The organism is Anaeromyxobacter sp. SG64, from assembly GCF_022690745.1.
Taxonomy (GTDB): Bacteria; Myxococcota; Myxococcia; order Myxococcales; family Anaeromyxobacteraceae; genus Anaeromyxobacter; species Anaeromyxobacter soli.
In genome coordinates this window covers 1-2,767 of record NZ_JALCZB010000182.1, presented here as the reverse complement: position 1 = coordinate 2,767, position 2,767 = coordinate 1, and the positions used below count along the sequence as shown (strand labels likewise).

Annotated in this window: 3 protein-coding genes and 1 pseudogene; 1 reads left to right on the top strand and 3 read right to left on the bottom strand. The window is 75.8% G+C overall.

The features are described 5' to 3' along the window. Positions 1-610 (top strand): HNH endonuclease (locus tag MNZ29_RS23900; protein WP_242357092.1); only part of this gene is annotated, 610 nt, incomplete at its 5' end. A gap of 35 nt (positions 611-645) precedes the next feature. On the opposite strand, the gene MNZ29_RS23895 is transcribed toward MNZ29_RS23900, so the two are convergent. The 3 genes and pseudogenes from MNZ29_RS23895 to MNZ29_RS23885 all read right to left on the bottom strand — a co-directional run. Further along, positions 646-2,055: an L-serine ammonia-lyase gene (locus MNZ29_RS23895; protein ID WP_242357090.1), complete on the bottom strand. Its 1,410-nt coding sequence runs from the start codon at positions 2,053-2,055 to the stop codon at positions 646-648. A 37-nt stretch (positions 2,056-2,092) separates the two neighbouring features. After that, the gene (locus MNZ29_RS23890) at positions 2,093-2,485 is read right to left on the bottom strand and encodes a translation initiation factor (RefSeq protein WP_242357088.1); all 393 of its coding nucleotides are present in this window, start codon (positions 2,483-2,485) and stop codon (positions 2,093-2,095) included. Continuing rightward, a pseudogene (locus MNZ29_RS23885) lies at positions 2,413-2,767 on the bottom strand (hypothetical protein); the annotation flags it as partial. The pseudogene MNZ29_RS23885 and the gene MNZ29_RS23890, both read right to left, overlap by 73 nt.

The following is a 2,767-nucleotide window of genomic DNA, read 5'->3' as shown; positions in this document are numbered from 1 at the left end:
GTCTCTCCGGGTCACGCTCGACCGCGCCTGCAAGGAGGACCTCGAGACGCTCCGGTCGCTCCTGTCGCACAAGGTCCCGGACGGCGACCTCGCGGCGGTGCTTCACGAGGCGATCCGCTGCGCCATCCAGAAGCACGGCAAGCGCAAGGGCGCGGTCGCGCCGGAGCGGAAGACGAAGGGAGCGAAGCAGGCCGGGACGACGAATGCCGCCGCGACGAAGAAGACCGCGGCGAAGCCGCCGGCGGAGAGGACCACGATCCCGGCGATAGTGCGCCGCGCGGTGTGGACGCGCGATGGCGGGCGCTGCGCCTGGGTGGGCCCGGACGGCTGCCGCTGCAACAGACGCTGGAAGCTCGAGCTCGACCACATCCAGCCCGCCGCCCTCGGGGGACCGTCCACGGTCGAGAATCTTCGACTCGCCTGCCGAGCTCACAACCTGCTTCACGCAGAGAGCACCTTCGGGCGCGAGCACATGGATCGCTTCCGCCGCGACGCGGGCGATAGGCCATCGATACTCTCGCGCGCTGGCGCGGTGCCCCTGCGTCCCGGGATGCAGCTGGGCATGTGGGCGCTCGCGAACCTCGAGACTTCCGAGCCCACGACGTCGTGACGCTCAATGCTCTCCGCTCCTCCGGTCAGCGACCACTAGCACTCCGGCAGGTTCACCCCGATCCGCACCGGCGCGTCGACCGCGTGCACGGCGAGCCCGCCGAGCGCGGTCTCCTTGTACTTGGCCTGCATGTCGGCGCCGGTCTCGCGCATCGTGCGGATCACCTCGTCGAGCGAGACGAGGTGCCGGCCGTCGCCGCGCAGCGCCATGCGCGCGGCGTTGATGGCCTTCACCGCCGCCATGGCGTTGCGCTCGATGCAGGGGATCTGCACGAGCCCGCCCACCGGATCGCAGGTGAGCCCGAGGTTGTGCTCCATCGCGATCTCGGCGGCGTTCTCGATCTGCGCGGGCGAGCCGCCGAGCACCTCGGCGAGCCCGGCCGCCGCCATCGAGCAGGCGCTCCCGACCTCGCCCTGGCAACCCACCTCCGCGCCGCTGATCGACGCGTTCTCCTTGTAGAGCGCGCCGATCGCGCCGGCGGTGAGCAGGAAGCGCACCACCCCGCCGTCGTCCGCGCCGGGCACGAGCCGCCGGTAGTAGTGCAGCACCGCGGGGACGATCCCGGCGGCGCCGTTCGTGGGCGCCGTCACGACGCGCCCGCCCGCGGCGTTCTCCTCGTTGACAGCGAGCGCCCAGAGGTTCACCCGATCCATCGCCTCGAGCGGATCGGCCTCGGCGCCCGCGCGCGCGGAGAGGCGCCGGGAGAGCCCCGGCGCGCGGCGCGGCACCGCGAGCCCGCCGGGCAGGATGCCCTCCGTCCGGCAGCCCCGCTCCACGCACGCCTCCATCGTCCGCCAGATCCGGAGGAGCCCCTCGCGCACCTCGGCCTCGGGCCGGAGCGCGCCCTCGTTCTCGAGCATGACGCCCGCGGGCGTCGTGCCGCGCTCGGCGCAGCGGGCGAGCAGCTCCGCGGCCGACGCGAACGGCAGCGGCACGCCGGGCCGCCGCGCGCGCCCGGCGGCAGGGCGCTCCGCGTCCTCCGCGTCGACGACGAACCCTCCGCCCACCGAGTAGCTCGTCCGCGCGAGGAGCTCCTCCCCGCTCACGCCGCGGGCGACGAAGCGCATGCCGTTCGGGTGGAACGGCAGCGGCTGCGGCAGGAAGCGGAGGTGCTCGGCCTCGCGGAAGGCGAGCTCGCGCCGCCCGAGGAGCGCGAGCCGTCCGCGGGCGCGGACCTCCTCGAGCCGCCGCGGGATGGCGTCCACCTCCACCCCCTCCGGCGTCTCGCCCATGAGCCCGAGCATGACCGCGCGATCGGTGCCGTGGCCCCGCCCCGTGGCGCCCAGCGAGCCGTGCAGGTCGATCGCGACCGCCTCGACGCGCTCGAGGAGCCCGCGCCCGGCGAGCGCCTCCGCGAAGCGGCGCGCCGCCTTCATCGGCCCGACGGTGTGGGACGAGCTCGGCCCGATGCCGATCTTGAAGAGCTCGAAGACGCTCGTCGCCATGGTCCTCCCGCCGCGGCCGCCGCCGCGCGGGCGAGTCCTAACCCAGGATCACCTTCCGCACACCTTTCGCCTCGAGCCAGCGCCGCGCGCGCTCGCGCTGGTCGCCCTGCAGCACGATGGCGTCCTCCTCCACGGCGCCGCCGCAGCCGAGCGCGCGCTTGAGCTCGTCGGCCCAGGCGGAGAGCGCCGCGGGCGCGAGCGCGAGCTTCTCGACGATCGTGGCCTCCTTGCCGCCCCGCCCCTTGCGCTCGAGCCGGACCACCGCGCGCGCCGGCCCCTTCGGCGGCGGCGCGGCGCTCGCCTCCTCTGCGCGCTCCGCCTCCGCGGGCGGAGCCCACCCCTCCGGAAGCCGCTCCCTCAGCCGCGCGAGCGCCGCGTTGAACGGCGCCTGCGGCGCCGGCTTGCCTTCGTCCCGGTCTCGCTTCCCCATCGCGCTCCTCCGCGCCCGCCAGCCGCGAGCGCCTCGTCGATCCAAGCCCCCGAGAGCCGCGCGGCGAGCGCGAGCCCCTCCTCCCACGACGGCCCGTCCGGCACGACGCGAGCGGCGGCGTCGAGGAGCCGCGCCTCGAGCGCGAGATCCTCGCCGAGCCGCCGCGCCGCGGCCGCGTCGAGCCCGCACGCGGCGAGGAACGTCTCCCGGCGGCGCGCCGGCACGCCCGCCCGCGCCAGCCACGCCGCGAGCGCGGCCTCCGCCTCCTCCGCCGGCGCGGCG